Annotated in this window: 2 protein-coding genes; both read right to left on the reverse strand. The window is 72.7% G+C overall.

Annotated features, from left to right (window positions below; genetic code table 11):
- Window positions 1-7,130, reverse strand: a 7,130-nt coding sequence (locus AB0D12_RS37920; RefSeq protein WP_362693697.1) for a type I polyketide synthase, incomplete at its 3' end; no start/stop codon positions are given.
- Window positions 7,131-7,221: 91 nt separating this feature from the next.
- Window positions 7,222-22,743: a type I polyketide synthase gene (locus AB0D12_RS37925; RefSeq protein WP_362693699.1), complete on the reverse strand. Its 15,522-nt coding sequence runs from the start codon at window positions 22,741-22,743 to the stop codon at window positions 7,222-7,224.
- Window positions 22,744-22,922 lie beyond the last annotated feature (179 nt).

Genomic DNA, 22,922 nt, shown 5'->3' on the forward strand with positions numbered 1-22,922 from the left:
ACCGCATCCAGCGCCTCCGCGAACACCGGATACGCCTCGTACAGCTCCCGGCCCATCCCCAGCCGCTGACTCCCCTGCCCCGTGAACAGGAACGCCGTACGACCGCCCTTGCTGACCGTGCCCCCCACCAAGCCCGGTGCCGTTCGCCGGTCGGCGAGTGCGTCGAGCGCGGTGGCGGCCGTGTTGCCGTCCGTCGCGACCAGGATCGCCCGGTGGTCGAACGTGGCACGGCTGGTGGCCAGTGAGTACGCCAGGTCCGTCAGGTCGAGGTCAGGGTGGGCCGTCAGGTGTGCGCGCAGGGCGCGGGCCTGGGCCGACAGGGCGTCGGCGCTGCGGCCCGAGAGCCGCAGCGGCAGCACGCCCGGCACGACCACGGCATCAGCCGGGGCCGGTGAGTCTTCCTCCGGCGCCTGCTCGATGATCGTGTGCGCGTTGGTGCCGCTGATGCCGAACGACGACACGCCCGCTCGGCGAGGACGGCCCGTCTCCGGCCACGGGACGGACTCGGTGAGCAGCGAGACCGCGCCCTCCGACCAGTTCACGTGCGGTGAGGGCTGTTCCGCGTGCAGGGTGCGGGGCAGCACGCCGTGCTGGATGGCGAGGACCATCTTCATGATGCCCGCGACACCGGCAGCGGCCTGGGTGTGACCCAGGTTCGACTTGATCGAGCCGAGCCACAGCGGGCTGTCCTCGGTGTGTTCCTGACCGTAGGTCGCGAGCAGTGCCTGCGCCTCGATCGGGTCGCCCAGCGTCGTACCGGTGCCGTGTGCCTCGACCGCGTCCACATCGGTGGCCGTCAGGCCCGCGCCGGCGAGGGCCGCGCGGATCACGCGCTGCTGCGACGGGCCGTTCGGGGCCGTGAGCCCGTTGCTCGCGCCGTCCTGGTTGATCGCCGAGCCACGGACCACGGCCAGGACCGGATGGCCCTTGGCCCGCGCGTCCGACAGCCGCTCGACGAGCAGCATTCCGGCGCCCTCGCCCCAGCCCGTGCCGTCGGCGTCGGCCGAGAAGGCCCGGCAGCGGCCGTCGGCGGACAGACCGCGCTGGCGGCTGAAGCCCACGAACGTACCGGGGGTCGCCATGACGGTGACACCGCCGGCCAGCGCCATGTCGCACTCGCCGGTGCGCAGGGCCTGGATCGCCATGTGCAGGGCGACCAGCGACGACGAGCAGGCGGTGTCGATGGTGACGGCGGGTCCTTCGAGGCCGAAGGTGTACGAGACCCGGCCCGAGGCGATACTGCCGGTGCTGCCCGAGCCGAGCGAGCCGTCCGCTCCGTCGGCCGAGCCCTCCAGCAGGGCGGCGTAGTCGTGGTACATCACACCGGCGAAGACACCGGTCCGACTGCCCCGCACGGTGGCCGGGTCGATCCCGGCCCTCTCGAACGCCTCCCAGGTGGTCTCCAGGAGGAGCCGTTGCTGGGGGTCCGTTCCGACGGCCTCGCGCGGCGAGATACCGAAGAACGTCGGGTCGAACGCGGCGGCGTCGTGCAGGAAGCCGCCGTGGCGGGTGTACGAGGTGCCGGGGTGGTCGGGATCGGGGTCGTACAGCGACTCGACGTCCCAGCCACGGTCGGCGGGGAAGCCGGAGATCGCGTCGCCTCCGCCCTCCAGGAGCTGCCACAGCTCCTCGGGGGTGGTCACTCCGCCGGGGTAGCGGCAGCTCATCGCCACGATGGCGATCCGGTCGTCGTCGACCGTGGTGGGCGCGGGCCCCGTGGATGTGAACGTGTTCTGGTCCCCGCCGAGTTCACCGGAGAGGTGACGGGCGAGAGCGGCCGAGGTCGGGTAGTCGAAGATCAGCGTTGCGGGCAGGCGCCTGCCGACGGCCGCGCCCAGGCGGTTGCGCAGTTCCACCGCCGTGAGGGAGTCGAAGCCCAGCTCGCTGAAGGCGTGTTCGGGGTCGACGGCGTCCGGGGAGCCGTGGCCGAGCACGTCGGCGACATGTCTGCGGACGAGGTCGAGGAGCAGCCGCTCCCGCTCGGGCGCATCGAGGCCGATGAGCCGGTGCTCCAGGGCGGAGAGGTCCGTCGCGGGACGCCCGGCGGCACCGGAGGCGGCACGCCGTGCGGGGCTACGGACCAACCCTCGCAGCAGCGGGGCGACGTCAGCCCCGCGGTCGACGACGGGGAGGGCCAGTCGCATCGGCACGAGCAGCCCGCGCCCGACCGTGTCCTGCTCGTCGTCGGCCGCGCCCAGGGCGTCGGCAAGGTCGAGGAGCGCAAGGCCCTCGTCGGCAGTGAGGCCTTGTACGCCGCCGCGCTTCATACGGTCGAGGTCGGCCCGGTCCAGGGCGCCCGCCATGCCGTCGGCGTCCTCCCACAGCCCCCAGGCCAGCGACTGGCCGGGGATTCCTTGGGCGCGCCGGTGCTGGGCGAGGGCGTCGAGGAAGGAGTTGGCGGCAGCGTAGTTGCCCTGGCCGGGCGCGCCGAAGACTCCGGCGGCCGAGGAGAAGAGGACGAAAGCCGACAGGCCGAGGTCGCGGGTCAGTTCATGGAGGTGCAGGGCCGCGTCGGCCTTGGGGCGCAGGACGGTGTCGAGGCGTTCGGGGGTGAGCGAGTCGATGATGCCGTCGTCGAGGACACCGGCCGTGTGCACGACCGCCGTCAGCGGACGCTCGCCCGGTACGGACGCCAGTACCGCCGCCAGCGCCTCCCGGTCGGCCGCGTCGCACGCCGCCCAGGTCACCTCCGCGCCCGACTCCCGCAGCTCACGCGTCAGTTCGGCGGCACCCGGAGCCTGATCACCTCGGCGGCTCAGCAGCAACAGATGCCGCACGCCGCGCTCGGTCACGAGGTGCCGGGCGACGAGCCGACCGAGGGTGCCGGTCGCGCCCGTGATCAGGACGGTGCCGTCGGCGTCGTACGAAGGCGTCTCGGCGCGGGGCCCGGAAGGGACCTTGACCAGCCGGGGTGCATGGGCGATGCCGTCGCGCAGGGCGAGCTGCGGCTCCTCGGAGGCGAGCACGGCGCCGAGCGTCTGCCAGGACACGTCATCGGTGTCGGCGTCGACGTCTGCGTCTGCGTCTGCGTCGACGAGGACGAAGCGGCCCGGGTGCTCGGACTGCGCGGAACGCACCAGGCCCCAGACCGCGGCGTGCACCGGATCGGGCACCTGGTCACCGGTCGCGGCGGCGACCGCGCCGCGAGTGAGCAGGACGAGACGGGTGTCGGCGAGCCGGTCGTCGGCCGGCCAGTGCCGCAGCAGGTCGAGCGCCCGGTGCACGGCCTCGTGGACCGCCTCGGGGGTGAGGGCGGGTGCGTTCAGGTGCGGTACGAGGACGGCACTGGGCACGGGGGCACCCGCGTCGAGGGCCGCGCTCAGAGCCGCGAGGTCCGTGTGGCGAACGGCGGGCTCCCTCGACTCGACGTGCTCCCCCGACTCACCGGCGGGCGACGGCTCTCCGAGCACCGCCCAGCGCTCCTCGCTCACGCCGGGCAGCGTCACCGGGGTCCAGTCCACGCGGAACAGCGCGTCGTGGTGGCCGCCCCTCCCGGCGTCCAGCTCCGCCGCCGAGACCGTGCGCAGGGCGAGCGACGCGATGTCGGCGACGGGCTGTCCGGCGCCGTCGGCCAGGGCCAGGGACACCGCGTCCGGTCCGGCCTTCGACAGCCGTACGCGCAGCACCGAGGTGCCCACGGCGTGCAGGGACACCCCTGTCCAGGAGAACGGCAGCCTTCCCCGACCGGTGTCCTCGACCAGTCCGGCCAGACCGATGGTGTGCAGCGCCGAGTCGAGCAGCGCGGGGTGCAGCCCGAACAGGGAGGCCTCGGCGCGCTGTTCATCGGCCAGCTCGATTTCGACGTAGGCCGCCTCATCGCTCCGCCAGGCCGCGCGTACGCCCTGGAAGGCGGGGCCGTACTGGAAGCCCGCCTCTGCGAGCCCGGCGTACAGATCTCCGACGGGCAGGGGTGTGGCGTCGGCCGGGGGCCAGACGTCCGGGGCGAAGGACGGCTGCGCGGCGCCCGCGGCGAGGACGCCGTCGGCGTGCCGCGTCCACGGCTCTGCGGCGTCGGTGTCCTGGCCGGCGGTGTCCGTGGCGGGTTCGGGGCGGGAGTGCACGCCGAGGGAGCGGCGGCCCGTGGCGTCCGGTGCGCCTACCCACAGCTGGACCTGCACACCGCCGTACTCGGGCAGCACGAGCGGCGCGTGGAGAGTCAGTTCTTCGAGCAGGTCGCAGCCCACCTGATCGCCGGCGCGGATCGCCAGCTCGACGAAGGCGGTGCCGGGCAGCACCGCCGAGCCCATGACGGCGTGGTCGGCGAGCCAGGGGTGGGTGTCGAGCGAGAGACGGCCGGTGTAGAGGAAGCCGTCGATGTCGGCGAGCGCTACGGCGGCGCCGAGCAAGGGGTGATCGGCGGCTCCGAGCCCGGCCGAGGAGACGTCGCCGAGGGGCCGGCCGGCGTCGAGCCAGTAGGCGTCGCGCTGGAAGGCGTAGGTGGGCAGGTCGACGCGCTGGACGCCCGTACCCGAGTAGTACGCGTTCCAGTCGACGGCCACCCCGCGGACATGGAGCCGCGCCAGCGCGCCGGTCAGGGTCTCGGGCTCGGAACGGCCCTTGCGGAGCACGGGCACGAAGACGGCGGTGTCGCCGGTCAGGCACTCCTGGGCCAGGGCGGACAGGACGCCGTCCGGGCCCAGTTCGACGAAGTGCACGACATCGCGGTCGGCGAGGGCACGGATGCCGTCGAGGAAGCGGACGGCTTCGCGGACGTGCCGGACCCAGAAGTCGGCCGAGCCCATCTCGTCGGAGACGAGCGCGCCGGTGAGGTTGGAGACCACCGGGATGCGCGGAGACTCGTACGAGATGCCCTCGGCGACCGTACGGAAGGCGTCGAGCATGCCGTCCATGTGCGGCGAGTGGAAGGCGTGACTGACCGTCAGACGCTTGGTCTTGCGGCCCTGAGCCTCGAAGGACTCGGCGATCGCAACCGCGTCGGCCTCGTCGCCGGCGATGACCACCGACTGCGGACCGTTGATGGCCGCAACACTCACGCGGTCGGTGAGGAGCGGCAGGATCTCGTCCTCGGATGCCTGGAGCGCGATCATCACGCCACCGGCCGGCAGCGCCTGCATGAGACGCCCACGAGCCGCCACCAGCATGCAGGCGTCCTCCAAAGAGAACACACCCGCCACATGAGCCGCGGCAATCTCACCGATCGAATGCCCCGCCAGGAAGTCCGGCCGCAGACCCCACGACTCCACCAGCCGGAACAACGCCACCTCAACCGCAAACAACGCAGGCTGCGTGTACGCGGTCTGGTTGAGAGCATCACCGTCGTCCCCGAACAGGACGTCCTTCAGCGGCACTTCAAGATCCAGCCGAGCACACACCGCATCCAGCGCCTCCGCGAACACCGGATACGCCTCGTACAACTCACGGCCCATCCCCAGCCGCTGACTCCCCTGCCCCGTGAAAAGAAACGCCGTCTTTCCGGCGACCGGGCGGCCCTGGGTGATGCCCGGCGCCGTCTCTTCGGGGCCGAGGGCCGCGAGGGCTTCCAGCGCGAGAGGGAGTCCGAGCTCGTCGGAGGCCGTGAGGACCGCGCGGTGTTCGAAGGCGGTGCGCCGGGTCGCGAGGGAGTGGGCGATGTCCCCGGCGCGCAGGCCGGGGTGGGCGGTCAGGTGCGCGTGGAGTTTCCCTGCCTGGGCGCGCAGGGCGGCCGGGGTCTTGGCCGAGAGATTCCAGAGCGGCGGCACGGGCGGCGCGACGACGGCGGGGGTGGCTTCCTCGGCCTCGTCCGCGTCCGGGGCCTGTTCGAGGATGGTGTGGGCGTTGGTGCCGCTGATGCCGAACGACGAGACGCCCGCCCTGCGCGGCGCGCCGGTCTCCGGCCACGGCACGGACTCAGTGAGCAGGGAGACCGCGCCCTCGGCCCAGTCGACGTTCGGTGTCGGCTCGTCGACGTGCAGGGTCCGCGGAAGCACTCCGTGCCGCATCGCCATGACCATCTTGATGATGCCCGCGACACCGGCCGCGGCCTGCGTGTGTCCCATGTTCGACTTGATGGAGCCCAGCCACAGCGGCCGGTCTTCGGGACGGTCCTGGCCGTAGGTGGCGAGGAGTGCCTGCGCCTCGATCGGGTCGCCGAGGGTGGTGCCGGTGCCGTGGGCCTCGACCGCGTCGATCTGGGTGGCCGACAGCCGCGCCCCGGCGAGTGCCTGGCGGATGACGCGCTGCTGCGACGGGCCGTTCGGCGCGGTCAGGCCGCTGCTGGCACCGTCCTGGTTGACGGCGGAGCCGCGGACCAGCGCGAGGACGGGGTGGCCGTTCTTGCGGGCTTCGGAGAGCCGTTCCAGGACGAGCATGCCGGCGCCCTCGCCCCAGCCCGTACCGTCCGCGGCGGCGGCGAAGGACTTGCAGCGGCCGTCGCCCGCCAGACCGCGCTGGCGGCTGAACTCGGTGAACGTGCCGGGCGTCGACATGACGGTGACACCGCCGGCCAGCGCGAGCGCGCACTCACCGTTGCGCAGTGCCTGGGCGGCCAGGTGCACGGCGACCAGCGAGGACGAGCACGCCGTGTCGACGGTGACGGCGGGGCCCTCGAGCCCGAGGGTGTAGGCGATGCGGCCCGAGGCGATGCTGCCGGAGCTGCCGTTGCCGAGGAAGCCTTCGATCTCCTCGGGCACGCTGAACAGCCGTGCGGCGTAGTCGTGGTACATCAGCCCGGCGAAGACGCCCGTACGGCTGCCGCGCAGTGTCGCGGGGTCGATCCCGGCCCGCTCGAACGCTTCCCAGGACGTTTCCAGGAGCAGGCGCTGCTGCGGGTCCATGGCCAGCGCCTCACGCGGCGAGATCCCGAAGAAGGAGGCGTCGAAGTCGGCCGCGTCGTGCAGGAAGCCGCCGACCTGTTCGTACGCCTCGATCCCGGTCTCGGGGTCGGGGTCGAAGAGGACGTCGGCGTCCCACCCTCGGTCCGTGGGGTAGGCGGAGACCGCGTCGCCGCCGCGGGCGACGAGTTCCCACAGCTGCTCGGGGGTGTCGATGCCTCCGGGGTAGCGGCAGCTCATCGCCACGACCGCGATCGGCTCCTGCTCCCGCTCCTCCACCTCGCGCAGCCGTCGTCGGGCCTCGCGGAGGTCGGTCGTCGCCCGCTTGAGGTAATCGAGGTACTTCTCCTCGTTCACCATTTACGCCATCCCCGTGGTCAGAGTCGGAAAGCTCGCGCGGAGCAGGTGGATCGGAATGAGGGAGCCGGAGCGGTGGGCGGCCCGGAGCCGGTCAGGACAGCCCCAGTTCGTCGTCGAGGAGATCGAAGATCTCGTCGGCCGTCGCGGACTGGATTTCCCGCTCGTCGGCGGCGCTGTCCTGTGCACTGTGCGTTTCATTCCACTTCGCCAGAAGGTCTCGCAGCCGGGCGGTGATGCCCGCGCGTTCGACGTCGTCGGGGCCGACCGTCGAGAGGATCGATTCGAGCTTGTCGAGTTCCGCGTGGACGGGCCGGCGGGACGGGTCGCCCTGGCCGAGCCGCTCGCCGAGGTACGCGGCGAGCGCGGCGGGAGACGGATAGTCGAAGATCAGCGTGACGGGCAGCCGGAGTCCGGAGCTCGCCGTGAGCCGGTTGCGCAGATCGACCGCCGTCAGCGAGTCGAAGCCCAGGTCGAGGAAGCCCCGTCCGGCGTCGACGTCGTCCGCGCCCGCGTAGCCCAGGACCGTGGCCACCTGAGTGCGGACCAACTCCATGAGCGCCTGGTCGCGTTCGGCGGCCGACAGGCCCGCGAGCCGCTCTTCGAGGGAGCCGGCCGAGTCCGTGCCGTGACGGGTTCCGGTGCGTGCTCCGGAGTCGGCGGCCCGGCGCGCGGGGGTGCGTACCAGTCCGCGCAGCAGCGGCGGCAGGGTGCCGTCCGCGGCCTGGGCGCGCAGTGCGCCCAGCTCGATCCGCATGGGCACGAGGACCGCATCGTCCAGGGTGCGGGAGGTGTCGAACAGCGCCAGCCCCTCGTGGGGTGCGAGCGCGGCCACACCGGAGCGGGCCATCCGGGTCAGGTCGGCGTCGTCGAGGGCGCCCGCCATGCCGTCGTCGGCCGCCCACAGACCCCAGGCGAGGGAGCTCGCCGTGAGGCCGCGGGCCGTGCGGTGCTGGGCGAGGGCGTCCAGGAAGGAGTTGGCGGCAGCGTAGTTGCCCTGGCCCGCAGCGCCGAAGCAGCCGGCGACCGAGGAGAAGAGCACGAACGCGGAGAGCTCACGGCCCTCGGTCAGCTCGTGCAGGTTCCAGGCCGCGTCGACCTTGGGGCGCAGGACGGTGTCGAGGCGTTCGGGGGTGAGCGAGTCGATGATGCCGTCGTCGAGGACACCCGCCGTGTGCACGACCGCCGTCAGAGGACGCTCGCCCGGTACGGACGCCAGTACCGCCGCCAGCGCCTCCCGGTCGGCCGCGTCGCACGCCGCCCAGGTCACCTCCGCGCCCGACTCCCGCAGCTCACGGGTTAGTTCGGCGGCACCCGGAGCCTGATCACCTCGGCGGCTCAGCAGCAACAGATGCCGCACGCCGTGTGCGGTGACCAGATGGCGGGCGAAGAGTCCGCCGAGGGTGCCGGTCGCGCCGGTGATCAGGACGGTGCCGTCGGCGTCGATCGCCTTGAGGCCGTCGGCGGCCGCCTCGGACGCGGCACGGGCGATGCGGCGCAGCCGGAAGGCGTGTGCTTCGCCCGACCGCAGCGCGAGCTGCGGCTCGTCGGTCGCGAGCGCGGCGGCCAGCGCCCCGAAGGAGGCGTCGGTGCCGTCGGTGTCCGCGAGTACGAACCGGCCGGGGTTCTCCGACTGCGCGGACCGCACCAGACCCCACACCGGGGCGTGGGCCAGGTCCGCCACATGCTCGCCGGGCACGGCGGCAACCGCGCCCCGGGTCAGCAGCACCAGCCGGGAGCCGTCGAGCCGTTCATCGGCCAGCCACTCCTTGACCAGGGCGAGCGCGCGGTGCGCGGCGGCCCTGGCGGTCGCGGCCCGGCCGCTGTCGGACGCGGCGGGCGACAGCGGCACGACGACAACGTCCGGTGCCGAGGCCCCTGCCGCGAGTTCGTCGCGCAGTTCGGTGAGACCGGCGTACGCGTCGAGCCGTTCGCCGCCGACCCTGAGGTCCGGCTCGTCGTCCCCGAGCACGGCCCAGCGCTCACCGGAGGGGATGGCACCCGCAGGGACGGGCACCTTGGCCCACTCGACGCCGAACAGCGACTCGTGGTGCGCGGCCCGGCCCTCGCCGAGCTGCGCTGCCGAGACGGGGCGCAGGATCAGGGAGTCGACCGAGGCCACCGGCGCGCCGGTGGAGTCCGCCACGTCCAGGGCCACGCCGCCGGATTCGGCGGCGGTCAGCCGGACGCGGATGCCGGCCGCACCGGACGCGTACAGCCGTACGCCGGTCCAGGCGAAGGGCAGCCGGGCTCCCTCGGCCGGGGCGTCGGCGGATGCGCCGGGCGCGCCGAGGCCGATGGCGTGCAGGGCGGCGTCGAGCAGGGCGGGGTGCACACCGTAGGCGGCGGCTTCGCCCTCGTACTCCTCGTCGAGTGCGACCTCGGCGAACAGCTCGTCGCCGCGCCTCCAGGCCGCCCGCAGCCCCTGGAAGACGGGCCCGTAGCCGAGTCCGGCCGCGGCCGCACCCGGGTAGAACCCGTCGGTGGGCACGGGCTCCGCGTCGGCCGGCGGCCACTGCGCCAGGTCGAAGGCGCGCGTCGGCGCGGTGTGCGCGAGGACTCCGCTGGCGTGCCGGGTCCACGGCTCGTCCGCCGGGGCGTCCGCGCGGCGGGAGTGCAGCGTCAGTGTCCGCCGCCCGGCGTCGTCCGGTGCGTCGACTGCCAGCTGGAGCTGTACGGCTCCCTGGTCGGGCAGGGTGAGCGGGGCTTCGATGGCCAGCTCTTCGAGGGTGTCGCAGCCGACCTGTTCACCGGCCCGCAGGGCCAGTTCGACAAACGCCGTGCCGGGCAGCAGGACGGTGTCCATGACCGTGTGGTCGGTCAGCCAGGGATGCGTGGAGAGCGCGAGGCGTCCGGTGAGGACCAGTCCGTCGGACGCGGGCAGTTCGACGGTGGCGCCGAGCAGCGGGTGGTCGGCCGTGTCGAGTCCCGCCGCCAATACGTCCTCGACGGACACGCCGACGTCGAGCCAGTACCGCTTGCGCTGGAAGGCATAGGTGGGCAGCTCGACGCGCCGCGCGCCGGTGCCGGAGTAGTACGCCTGCCAGTCCACGGGCACGCCTTGGACGTGGGCCTGCGCGAGGGCCGTGGTGACCGTCCCGGTCTCGGGGCGGCCGGTCCGGAGGACGGGTACGAAGACCGTGCCCTCGCCGGTGACACACTCCTGGGCCAGGGCGGACAGCACACCGTCGGGGCCGAGTTCGATGTACGTGGTGACGCCGGCGTCCTCCAGGGTGCGGATGCCGTCGAGGAAACGGACGGCCTCGCGGACGTGCCGGACCCAGAAGTCGGCGGACGACATCTCGTCCGTGACGAGCGCGCCGGTCAGGTTGGAGACGACCGGGATGCGCGGGCTTTCGTAGACCAGACCCTCGGCGACCTTGCGGAAGTCGGCGAGCATGCCGTCCATGTGCGGCGAGTGAAATGCATGACTCACCGTCAGACGCTTCGTCTTACGACCCGTGAAGGACTCGGCGATCGCGACCGCGTCGGCCTCGTCGCCCGCGATCACGACCGACTGCGGGCCATTGATGGCGGCAATGCTGACCCGGTCCGTCAGGAGCGGCAGAACCTCGTCCTCCGACGCCTGCACGGCGATCATCACGCCACCGGCCGGCAGCGCCTGCATCAGACGCCCACGAGCCGCGACCAGTTCACTGGCGTCCTGGAGTGAGAAGACCCCAGCCACATGGGCTGCGGCGATCTCACCGATCGAGTGACCGGCCAGGAAGTCCGGCTTCACACCCCACGACGCGACCAGCCGGAACAGCGCCACCTCCACCGCGAACAACGCAGGCTGCGTGTACGCGGTCTCGTTCAGGGCATCGCCCTCAGCCGCGAACAGCACATCCTTCAAAGGCACTTCGAGATGCCGGTCCAGTTCGGCGCAGATCTCGTCCAGCGCCTGCGCGAAGACGGGATACGCCTCGTACAGCTCGCTCCCCATCCCCACCCGCTGGCTGCCCTGGCCGGTGAACAGGAACGCCGGCCGGCTCTCGCGGGCGGTGCCGCGCAGGAGTCCCGCCGTGTCCTCGCCGCGGGCCAGAGCGTCCAGGCCGCGCAGCAGTTCCGCGCGGTCCCCGGCCACCAGCGCGGCGCGCTGTTCCAGCGCCGAGCGGGTCGTCGCCAGGGAGAGGCCGAGGTCGACGGCGCGCAGTGCGGGGTCGGCGTGGACGTGGGCGTGGTGCCGGCGGGCTTGGGCGCGGAGCGCGACCTCGCCGCGGGCCGACACGAGCAGGGGCACGAGCGTCGGTTCGGCGGCGTCCGGCTGCGACTCCGCCTGCGGCTGCGCGGCGTCCGGCTCCGGGGCCTGCTCGATGATGGCGTGCGCGTTGGTGCCACTGATGCCGAACGAGGAGACGCCCGCGCGGCGCGGACGGCCGGTCTCCGGCCACTGCACCTCCTCGGTCAGGAGGGACACCGCGCCCGCCGACCAGTCGACGTGCGGCGTCGGCTCGTCCACGTGCAGGGTCTTCGGCAGCACACCGTGCCGCATCGACATGACCATCTTGATGACACCGGCGACACCCGAAGCGGCCTGCGTGTGACCGAGGTTGGACTTCACCGAGCCCAGCAGCAGCGGCTGGTCGTCGGTGTGCTCCTGGCCGTACGTGGCGAGCAACGCCTGCGCCTCGATCGGGTCGCCGAGCGTGGTGCCCGTGCCGTGCGCCTCGACCACATCGACCTGTCCGGCGGCGACACCCGCGTTGGCGAGTGCCTGGCGGATGACACGCTGCTGCGAGGGTCCGTTCGGGGCGGTCAGACCGTTGCTGGCACCGTCCTGGTTGACGGCCGAGCCGCGGACGACCGCCAGGACCTGATGACCGTTGCGGCGGGCGTCCGAGAGCCGCTCCAGCAGGAGCATGCCCGCGCCCTCGCCCCAGCCCGTACCGTCCGCGGCTGCCGCGAAGGACTTGCAGCGGCCGTCGGCAGCCAGGCCGCGCTGGCGGCTGAACTCGATGAAGGTGCCGGGCGTGAACATCACGGTGACACCGCCCGCGAGGGCGAGCGAGCACTCGCCGTTGCGCAGTGCCTGGGCCGCGAGGTGCAGGGCGACCAGCGACGAGGAGCAGGCCGTGTCGACGGTGACGGCCGGGCCCTCCAGACCGAAGGTGTAGGCGACGCGGCCCGACACGATGCTGCTGGAGCTGCCGGTGCCCAGGTAGCCCTCGACCCCGTCGGGCACGGCGTGCAGCCGTGCGCCGTAGTCGTGGTACATGACGCCCGCGAAGACGCCCGTACGGCTGCCGCGCACCGCCGACGGTGCGATTCCGGCCCGCTCGAAGACCTCCCAGGTCGTTTCCAGGAGCAGCCGCTGCTGCGGGTCCATGGCCAGCGCCTCACGCGGCGAGATCCCGAAGAAGGAGGCGTCGAAGTCGGCGGCGTCGTGCAGGAATCCGCCGTCCCGCGCGTACGACGTGCCCTGGCTCTCCGGGTCGGGGTCGTACAGTCCCTCGGTGTCCCAGCCCCGGTTCTCGGGGAGCCGCGTGATGCCGTCCACACCCGCCGTCAGCAGCTGCCACAGGTCCTCGGGGGTTCGTACGTCACCGGGGTAGCGGCAGCTCATGGCCACGATGGCGATGGGCTCGTCGTCGGCCACGGCCGTCACGGGTCCGGCCGCAGCGGCCATGACGTCGTCGCCGATCAGCTCGGCGCGCAGATGCCGGGCGAGGACGGTCGGGTCCGGGTAGTCGAAGATCAGGGTCGCGGGCAGCCGCAGGGCGGTGGCGGCGTTCAGGCGGTTGCGCAGTTCCACCGCGGTGAGCGAGTCGAAGCCCAGCTCCTTGAAGGCCCGGCCCGACTCGACGGCCGCGGGACCTGCGTGTCCGAGCACGGCCGCGACCTGGGTACGCACCACATCCAGCAGGGCACGGTCCTGTTCGGCAGCGGAGAGCCCCGCCAGCCTGCCGCGCAGCTCCGACTTGGCGGCACCGGCGGCGGCCGACGCGTCGACGGACCGCCGGGCCACAATCCGCACGAGCCCGCGCAGCAGCGGCGCGATGGTGCCTGCCGCGGCCTGGATGCGCAGCGCTTCGGTGTCCACCCGCATGAGTGCGACAGACGCGTCGTCGAGGGAGACGGCCGTGTCGAACAGCTCCAGGCCGTCGGAGGCCATCAGCGGCGGCAGTCCGGCCCGGCGCATGCGGTTGACGTCGGCCGCGTCCAGCGCGCCCGCCATGCCGTCGGCGACGGACCACAGGCCCCAGGCCGTCGCGGTCGCCGGGAGCCCATGGGCACGGCGGTGTTGGGCGAGGGCGTCCAGGAAGGAGTTGGCAGCGGCGTAGTTGCCCTGCCCCGGGCCGCCGAAGAGGCCGGAGGTGGAGGAGAAGAGCACGAACGCGGAGAGGTCGAGGTCCCGGGTCAGCTCGTGCAGGTTCCAGGCCGCGTCCACCTTGGGGCGCAGGACCGTGGACAGCCGCTCAGGGGTCAGCGAGGAGATGATCCCGTCGTCGAGGACTCCGGCGGTGTGGACGACGGCGCTCAGCGGATGCTCGGCGGGGATGTCCGCGAGCAGCGCGGCGAGCGCCTCCCGGTCGGCCACGTCGCACGCCGCCCAGGTCGCCCGGGCGCCCGACTCGGCAAGCTCGGCGACGAGTTCGGCCGCGCCCGGGGCGTCGGCTCCCCGCCGGCCGACGAGGAGCAGCCGCTCCACGCCGTGTTCGGCGGCGAGGTGCCGGGCGATCAGTCCGCCCAGCGCACCCGTGGCTCCAGTGATCAGGACCGTACCGCCGGGTCCGAAGGCAGGGGCACGGCCGGGCTCGTCCGGCTGGATCTCGACCCGGGCGAGGCGGGGAACGAGCACGGAGCCCGCGCGCAGCGCGAACCTCTCCTCGTCGGAGGTGAGAGCCGCCGGCAGTGCCTGGTCGGTCCGGTCGTGGCCATCGGTGTCGGCGAGCGCGATCCTGCCGGGGTTCTCCGTCTGCGCGGACCGCAACAGGCCCCACACCGTGGCGGCGGCCAGGTCGGTCACATCGTCGGCCGGGTCGGCGGCGACCGCGCCCCGGGTGACGAATACCAGGCGGGAGGCGGCGAACCGCTCGTCGGCCAGCCAGGTCTGGGTGAGCGTCAGCGCGTCATGGGCAGCGCTGTGCACGGCCGGCGCGGAGAGAACCCCGGGCGCCGGCGCGGGCTCGAGCTCGATGAAGACCTCGTCCGGTACGGCCGTTCCCGCTTCGACCGCTGCGGCAAGCGCCGCCAGGTCCGGGTAGCGGTCGGTGTCCGGGTAGCGGCCCTCGGTCCGTGTGGTGTCTCCGGCGAGGAGCGCGTACCGGGCTGCGGGGGCGGCGGCGTCAGCGCCGAAGCCCGGCAGCTCGGTCCACTGCTGGCGGAACACGGACTCGTGGTAGGTCGCGCGGGCCGCGCGGAGCTGATCGGCCGTCACCGGGCGCAGGCCGAGGGACTCGACGGCCGCGACCGGGGCGCCCGAGGCGTCCGCGATCTCCAGCCGGACCCCTTCGGCACCGGCCGGTGCGAGGCGGACCCGCAGTGCGGCGGCGCCGCCCGCGTGCAGCGACACCCCGGTCCAGGCGAAGGGCAGCCTTCCCTGACCGTCGTCCGCGCCGATACCGCCCAGACCGATGGCGTGCAGGGCCGCGTCGAGCAGCGCCGGGTGCAGGCCGAAGCGGCCCGCCTCGTCCTCGGCGCCCTCCGGCAGCCTGACCTCTGCGTAGATCTCGCCGTCCCGCTGCCATGCCGTACGCAGGCCCTGGAAGGTGGGCCCGTAGGCGAATCCGATGCCTGCGAGCTCGTCGTACCGCCCGTCCAGTTCCACTTCGGTGGCACCGGCCGGGGGCCAGGTCGTCAGGTCGAAGGCGGCCGGGGGTCGCCCGCCTGCGGCGAGCACACCGCTGGCGTGCCGTGTCCACGGCTCCTCGGCCGCCAGCCCCTCGGCACGCGAGTGCAGGGCGAGCGGACGACGCCCGGCCTCCTCGGCGGCACCGACCCACACGCGCAGCTGGACGCCGCCGTGCTCGGGCAGGATCAGAGGCGCTTCGAGCGTCAGCTCCTCGAGGTAGTCGCAGCCGAGCTGGTCACCGGCCCGGATCGCGAGCTCCACGAAGGCGGTACCGGGCAGCAGGACGCTGCCGAGAATGGCGTGGTCGGCCAGCCAGGGGTGGGTGTCGAGCGACAGCCGGCCGGCGAACACCATGCCGTCGGACTCGGGCAGGGCGACACCGGCGCTCAGGAGCGGATGTCCGGTGTCGTCGAGGCCGATCGCCTCGACGTCGCCGAGGTAGAGGGAAGAGACGGCGGGCCAGTAGCGCTGCCGCTGGAAGGCGTAGGTGGGGAGGTCGACGCGCTGGGCGCCGGTACCGGAGAAGTACGCGTCCCAGTCGACGGGGGTGCCGTGGACGTGAGCCTGGGCGAGGGCCGCGGTGACGGTCTCGGCCTCGGGGCGGCCGGAGCGGAGGACGGGCGCGAAGACGGTGTCCGCGTCTGCGGTCAGGCAGTCCTGGGCGAGGGCGGACAGCACGCCGTCCGGGCCGAGTTCGATGTATGTCGTGACGCCGGCGGCTTCCAGAGTGCGGATGCCGTCCAGGAACCGGACCGCCTCGCGGACGTGCCGTACCCAGAAGCCGGCGGAGCCCATCTCGTCGGAGACGAGGGTCCCGGTGAGGTTGGAGACCACCGGGATGCGCGGGGACTCGTACGAGATGCCCTCGGCGACCGTACGGAAGGCGTCGAGCATGCCATCCATGTGCGGCGAGTGGAACGCATGGCTGACCGTCAGACGCTTGGTCTTGCGGCCCTGAGCCTCGAAGGACTCCGCGATCGCAACCGCTGCATCCTCGTCACCGGCGATGACCACCGACTGCGGACCGTTGATGGCGGCGATGCTCACCCGGTCGGTGAGCAGCGGCAGAACCTCGTCCTCCGACGCCTGCACCGCGATCATCACGCCACCCGTCGGCAGCGCCTGCATCAACCGGCCACGAGCCGCCACCACCGTGCAGGCGTCCTCCAGCGAGAACACACCCGCCACATGCGCGGCAGCAATCTCACCGATCGAGTGACCGGCCAGGAAATCGGGCCGCAGACCCCACGACTCCACCAGCCGGAACAATGCCACCTCAACCGCAAACAACGCAGGCTGCGTGTACGCGGTCTCGTTCAGGGCATCGCCCTCGGCCGCGAACAGCACCTCCTTCAGCGGCACTTCGAGGTACCCGTCCACGTGCGCGCACACCGCGTCCAGCGCGTCCGCGAACACGGGATACACCTCGTACAGCTCACGCCCCATTCCCAACCGCTGACTCCCCTGCCCCGTGAACAGGAACGCCAGCTTCCCGGCGACCGGCGAACCTTCCACCAGACCCGCCGCCGGACCGCCCTCCGCAAGCGCCTCAAGCCCCGCCAGCAGACCCTCACGGTCCGCAGCAACCACTGCCGCACGCCGTTCGAACGCCGAGCGGCCGACAGCCAGGGAGAACCCCAGGTCGGCAGCGCGCAGTTCGGGGTGCAGCTCCGCGTGGGCGTACAGTCGGCGCGCCTGGTCGCGCAGGGCGTCCTGGCTCTTCGCCGAGAGGCGCCACGGCAGCGGGCGGCCATCGGTGTGCGCGGACGCGGACGGGGCTGAAGGTACGGCCTCCGGGGCCTGCTCGATGATCGTGTGGGCGTTCGTGCCGCTGATGCCGAACGACGACACGCCCGCGCGGCGCGGACGGCCGGTCTCCGGCCACTCCACGGCTTGGGCCAGCAGCTCCACATCGCCCGCCGACCAGTCGACGTGCGGGGTCGGCTCGTCGACGTGCAGGGTCTGCGGCAGCACTCCGTGCTGCATCGCGAGGACCATCTTCATGACACCGGCGACACCGGCCGCGGCCTGCGTGTGACCGAGGTTCGACTTGATCGAGCCGAGCAGCAACGGCCGGCCGTCGGGGCGGTCCTGGCCGTAGGTGGCGAGCAGGGCCTGCGCCTCGATCGGGTCGCCGAGCTTGGTGCCCGTGCCATGGGCCTCCACCGCGTCGACGTCTGTGGTCGTCAGGCCGCCGCCGGCGAGGGCCTGACGGATGACGCGCTGCTGGGACGGCCCGTTGGGGGCGGTCAGACCGTTGCTGGCACCGTCCTGGTTGATCGCCGAGCCGCGCACGACGGCAAGGACCGGGTGGCCGTTCCTGCGGGCGTCGGACAGCCGCTCGACGAGCAGCATGCCGACGCCCTCGCCCCAGCCCGTACCGTCCGCAGCCGCCGCGAACGCCTTGATACGGCCGTCCTCCGCAAGACCGCGCTGACGGCTGAAGTCGATGAAGGAGGCGGGCGTGGACATCACCGTCACGCCGCCGGCCAGCGCCATGGTGCACTCGCCCTGTCGCAGCGCCTGGATCGCCCAGTGCAGCGCGACCAGCGACGATGAGCATGCGGTGTCGACGGTGACCGCCGGGCCCTCCAGGCCGAGGACGTAACTGACCCGGCCGGAGACGACGCTCGCGGCGTTGCCGGTGCCGAGGAAGCCCTCGACGCCGTCGGGGGCGGCCAGGATGAGGTTGAGGTAGTCCTGGCCGTTGGTGCCCGTGAAGACACCGATCTGCTCGCCCCGCACGGCGGCGGGGTCGATCCCGGCCCGCTCGAACGCCTCCCACGAGGTTTCCAGGAGCAGGCGCTGCTGCGGGTCCATCGCCAGCGCCTCGCGCGGCGAGATCCCGAAGAAGCCGGGGTCGAAGTCGGTGGCGTCGGCGAGGAAGCCGCCCTCGCGGACGTAACTGGTGTTCTCGGCGACGGACTCGGGGTCGTACAGCCCGTCGAGGTCCCACCCGCGGTCGGCGGGGAACCCGGAGATCGCGTCACGTCCGGTGACGAGCAGCTGCCAGAGGTCTTCCGGACTCTGCACGCCGCCGGGGAAGCGGCAGCTCATCGCGACGATCGCAATGGGGTCGTCGTCGGTGGCCGGTCCGGAGGCCGCGAGGGTGCGGCGAGCCGCATCCGGCGTCTGCGAGCCGGGTGTCTGCGAGCCGAGCAGTTCGCCCTGCAGGAAGGCGGCCAGGGAGAGGGAGTTGGGGTAGTCGAAGATCAGCGTTGCGGGCAGACGCAGGCCGGTGCGGGAGGTCAGGAGGTTGCGGATCTCCACCGCGGTGAGAGAGTCGAAGCCGAGGTCCCGGAAGGCGCTGCCGGGGTCGACGGATTCGGGTCCGGCGTAGCCGAGCACAGCGGCGACCTGGGTGCGTACGAACTCCAGGGCCAGCTGGTCCCGTTCGCCCGCGGTGGCGTCGGCGAGCTGCCGCGCGAAGGTATCGGCGGTGTCGCCGGCCGTGGCGGACCCTTCGGCGGCGGCGAGCGCGTGCGTGGCCTCCGGAAGGTCGGCGATCAGCGGGCAGGGACGTACGGCGGTGAGGCCGGGGGCCAGCCGCTCCCAGTCGATGTCGGCGACGACGGAGGCGGTCTCGTCCAGGGTGAGCGCCGTGTGCAGTGCGGACAGAGCCAGTTCGGGCGCGAGGGCGGGCAGTCCGGCCAGCCGCAGGCGCTCGGCGACGAGGTCGTCGGTGGCCATGCCGCCGTCGGCCCAGGCGCCCCAGGCGAGCACGGTGGCGGGCAGGCCGTCGGCGCGGCGCTGCTCGGCGAGGGCGTCCAGGTAGGCGTTCGCGGCGGCGTAGTTGGCCTGGCCGGCGGCGCCGAAGACGGCGGCGACGGAGGAGAAGAGGACGAACGCAGAGAGGTCCAGGTCGCAGGTCAGCTCGTGCAGAACGTGTGCCGCGTGCGCCTTGGGCCGTAGGACACCGGCGAGGCGCTGCGGTGTCTGGGCGTCCAGGACGCCGTCGTCGAGTACGCCTGCGGCGTGGACGACCGTGGTGAGGGGGTGCTCGGCCGGGATGGAGGCGAGCAGCGCCGCGACGGCGTCGCGGTCGGCGACGTCGCAGGCGGCGAAGGTGACCTCGGCGCCCAGCTCGCGCAGTTCGGCGGCGAGCTCGCCCGTGCCTTCGGCGTCCGGGCCGCGCCTGCTGACCAGCAGCAGACGGTCCGCTCCGGCGCGGGCGAGGAGGCGGGCGACCTGCCGGCCGAGCGCGCCCGTGCCGCCGGTGACCATAGCGGTGCCGGCGGTGGTCCACTCGGTGGCGGGGCGCTCTTCCTGGGTGGCGCGGGCCAGCCTGCGGACGAAGATGCCGGTGGAGCGTACGGCGAGGTGGTCCTCGGTTCCGAGACCGCCCAGGACGTCGGCGAGGCGGCCGGCCGCCCGCTCGTCGGGAGTCTGGGGCAGGTCGACGAGACCGCCCCAGCGGCTGGGCAGTTCGAGGGCGGCGGTGCGGCCGAGGCCCCAGACCTGGGCCTGGGCGACGCCCACGAGCCGGTCGGAGCGGCCGGTGGAGACCGCGCCCCGGGTGGCGGCCCACAGCGGGGCCTCCACGCCGGCGTCGCCGAGCGCCTGGACGAGGGCTGTGGTGGCGGCGAGCCCCGCGGACAGTGCCGGGTCCTCGGGGTGCGGCCGCTCATCGAGTGCCAGCAGGGAGAGCACCCCGGCGGGTGCCTCGGCGTCCGTGAGGGCTTCGCCGATCCGCTGGGCGATAGCGGCACGGTCGTCGAGAGCTGCGTCGAGCGCGAGGATGCTGACAGTGACACCGCGCGCAGTCAGCGTCCGCTCGGCAGCCGCGATCCACGGGTCGTCGGCGCGCCCGGCGGGTACGGCCAGGAGCCAGTGCCCGGCGAGGGGCGCGGGTGTGGTGTCCGTGAGCGGCTTCCAGGTGACGCGGTAGCGCCAGCCGTCCACAGTGTCGCGGTCGCGGTGGCGGCGATGCCATGCGGAGAGCGCGGGCAGCACGCTGCTGAGCGGCTCGTCCCCGTCGACCCCGAGGGTGTCGGCGAGCGCGGCCAGGTCCTCGCTGTCGACGACTTCCCAGAACTTGGCGTCGGTGGCGCCGAGTTCGCTGCCGTCGGCGGGTTCCGTCAGATCGGTGAAGGGGTCGCGGGGCCAGTACAGGTCGCGCTGGAAGGCGTAGGTGGGCAGTTCGACGCGGTGTGCGCCGGTCCCGGCGAAGCGGGCGGCCCAGTCCGGGGAGAGGCCGCGCACATGGGCGCCGGCGATGGCGGCGGTCAGCGACCATGCCTCGCCGCGGCCGGTGCGCAGCGCGGGCAGGAAGACCGCCGCGCGGGGGCCGGTCGCGGTCTGGCAGTCCTGACCGAGGGCGGACAGGATGCCGCCGGGGCCGAGTTCGATGTACGTGGTGACCCCGCGGCTCTCCAGCCAGCGGATGCCGTCGAGGAAGCGGACGGCTTCGCGGGCATGGCGGACCCAGAAGTCGGGCGAGCCCATCTCGTCGGAGACGAGGGCGCCGGTGAGGTTGGAGACGACCGGGATGCGCGGGGACTCGTACGAGATGCCCTCGGCGACCGTACGGAAGGCGTCGAGCATGCCGTCCATGTGCGGCGAGTGGAAGGCGTGGCTGACGGTGAGGCGCTTGGTCTTGCGGCCCTGAGCCTCGAAGGACTCGGCGATCGCAACCGCCACATCCTCGTCACCGGCGATGACCACCGACTGCGGACCGTTGATGGCCGCAACACTCACGCGGTCGGTGAGGAGCGGCAGGATCTCGTCCTCGGATGCCTGGAGCGCGATCATCACGCCACCGGCCGGCAGCGCCTGCATGAGACGCCCACGAGCCGCCACCAACGTGCAGGCGTCCTCCAAAGAGAACACACCGCCGACATGCGCGGCGGCAATCTCACCGATCGAATGCCCCGCCAGGAAGTCCGGCCTCAGACCCCACGACTCCACCAGCCGGAACAACGCCACCTCAACCGCAAACAACGCAGGCTGCGTGTACGCGGTCTGATCCAGCAGATCACCATCGGACCCGAACAGCGCATCCCTCAACGGCAGTTCCAGCCGCGCACACACCGCATCCAGCGCCTCCGCGAACACCGGATACGCCTCATACAGCTCACGCCCCATCCCCAGCCGCTGACTCCCCTGCCCCGTGAAAAGGAACGCCAGCTTGCCTTCCGTGGCGCTTCCTTCGACCACATCGGCGGAGGGGCGGCCTTCCGCGAGTGTCGCGAGCCCCGCCAGCAGAGTGTCGCGGTCGTGGGCGACGACGGCCGCCCGGCGGTCGAGGGCGGCCCGGGTGAGAGCCTGCGAGTAGGCGAGGTCGGCGATGCCGAGGCCGGGGTGGGACGTGAGGTGGGTGTGCAGCGCCGCAGCCTGGGAACGCAGGGCGGCCTCGGTCCTGCCGGACAGGACGACGGGCAGGGCTGTTCGCTGGGTCTGCGGTGAGTCGGCGGCGGCCGGCTGGTCGGCGTCGGTCTCCGGGGCGCTCTCCAGGATGATGTGGGCGTTGGTGCCGCTCATGCCGAACGACGAGACACCGATCCTGCGCGGCTGGTCGTTCTGCGGCCACAGCCGCGCCTCGGTGAGCAGGGACACTTCTCCCGCCGCCCAGTCGACGTGCGGGGTCGGCTCGTCCACGTGCAGGGTGCGCGGCAGCAGACCGTGGCGCATCGCCATGACGCTCTTGATGACACCCGCGACTCCGGCGGCGGCCTGTGCGTGCCCGATGTTGGTCTTGAGCGAGCCCAGCCACAGCGGCCGGCCGTCGGGGCGGTCCTGACCGTAGGTGGCGATGAGCGCCTGCGCCTCGATCGGGTCGCCGAGGCCGGTGCCGGTGCCGTGGGCCTCGACGGCGTCGACCTGGTCGGGGGTGAGCCGGGCATTGGAGAGAGCCTGGAGGATGACGCGCTGCTGGGACGGGCCGTTGGGCGCGGTCAGGCCGTTGCTGGCACCGTCCTGGTTGACGGCGGTGCCCCGGACGACGGCGAGCACGGGGTGGCCCTTGCGGCGGGCGTCGGAGAGCCGCTCGACGAGCAGGATGCCGACGCCCTCGGCGAGGCTGAATCCGTCGGCGTCCGGCGAGAAAGCCTTGCAGCGGCCGTCGGTGGCCAGGCCGCGCTGCTTGCTGTAGTCGATGAAGGTGCCGGGCGCCGACATCAGGGTGGCGCCGCCCGCGAGCGCGAGCGAGCACTCGCCGTTGCGCAGCGCCTGCACGGCCAGGTGCAGGGCGACCGAGGAGGACGAGCAGGCGGTGTCTACGGTGACGGCCGGGCCTTCGAGTCCGAAGGTGTAGGAGAGCCGGCCGGAGGCGACGCTGGCCGCGTTGCCGGTGCCGAGGTAGCCCTCCACGTTCTCGGACGAACTCAGCAGCGCGGCCAGATAGTCGTGGTTGCTGGTGCCGACGAAGACGCCGACCTGCTTGCCGCGCATCGAGGTCGGGTCGATCCCGGCCCGCTCGAACGCCTCCCACGAGGTTTCCAGGAGCAGCCGCTGCTGCGGGTCCATGGCCAGCGCCTCGCGCGGCGAGATCCCGAAGAGGGAGGGGTCGAAGCGCGCGAAGTCCTGGACGAAGCCGCCCTGGTTGGCGTAGCTGGTGCCCGGGTGCTCAGGGTCGGGGTGGTAGACGGTCTCCATGTCCCAGCCGCGGTCGGCGGGGAAGCCGGTGATGGCGTCGCCGCCGTCGACGACGAGCTGCCACAGCTCCTCGGGCGAGCTGACACCACCGGGGTAGCGGCAGCCCATGCCGACGATGGCGATGGGGTCCTGGTTCTTCGCCTCGACGTCGCGCAGCCGCTGACGCGTCTGATGCAGATCCGCCGTCACCAGCTTCAGGTAGTCCCGCAGCGTCTCTTCATTCGCCATTTAACGCAACCACCCATTTGCAGCAGACGGCACAGGAAACTGTTTTACAAAAAGCCGAGAATTACATCGGGTATACAGCCGCTTCATGTCATGACCGAATCGACTGCTCAGCGGCAGGCTATTCACCGCTCAATCTCCCCGACAACCCCTAACTGCCCCCTACGCACCCCTGGGTGGGA

Origin of the sequence: Streptomyces sp. NPDC048479 (assembly GCF_040651435.1) — a bacterium.
GTDB lineage: Bacteria > Actinomycetota > Actinomycetes > Streptomycetales > Streptomycetaceae > Streptomyces.

Coding starts and splice junctions, on each gene's coding strand:
- AB0D12_RS37925 (WP_362693699.1), bottom strand. CDS start 22,743: ATGGCGAATGAAGAGACGCTGCGGGACTACCTGAAGCTGGTGACGGCG.